Below are 314 nucleotides of genomic sequence, written 5' to 3' on the forward strand. Positions count from 1 at the left end.
GCGGCCGGTGAGCACCGCGGCTCGGACCTCGCTCATGACGCCGTCGGCCAGGTCTTCGGTGGGGGCACGGCGAGAGAGCAGGTCGGTCTCCGGCTCCACGAGGAACCGTTTGGCCGCATCGCCGAGACTCACCTGGTGCCCCTCGGGCAGCGCGTCGACGACCTTGCGCATCGCCGAGGCTAGCGGTGTGCTGAGGCCGAAGACCTTCTCGCCGCGGTCTGATCCGGCGGTGAGCAGCGCGAGTGCCTCGTCATGGTTCAGCCCGGTCAGTTCGGTGCGGAAGCCGGGAAGGAGTGAATAGCCGCCGTGTCGAC

1 pseudogene is annotated in these 314 nt (G+C 69.4%); it reads right to left on the reverse strand.

Going from position 1 to position 314, the window contains the following annotated elements:
- Positions 1-314, reverse strand: a pseudogene (locus tag H483_RS0119515) (DNA-binding transcriptional regulator); the annotation flags it as partial.

This window comes from Dietzia sp. UCD-THP (genome assembly GCF_000349585.1).
Taxonomy (GTDB): Bacteria; Actinomycetota; Actinomycetes; order Mycobacteriales; family Mycobacteriaceae; genus Dietzia; species Dietzia natronolimnaea_A.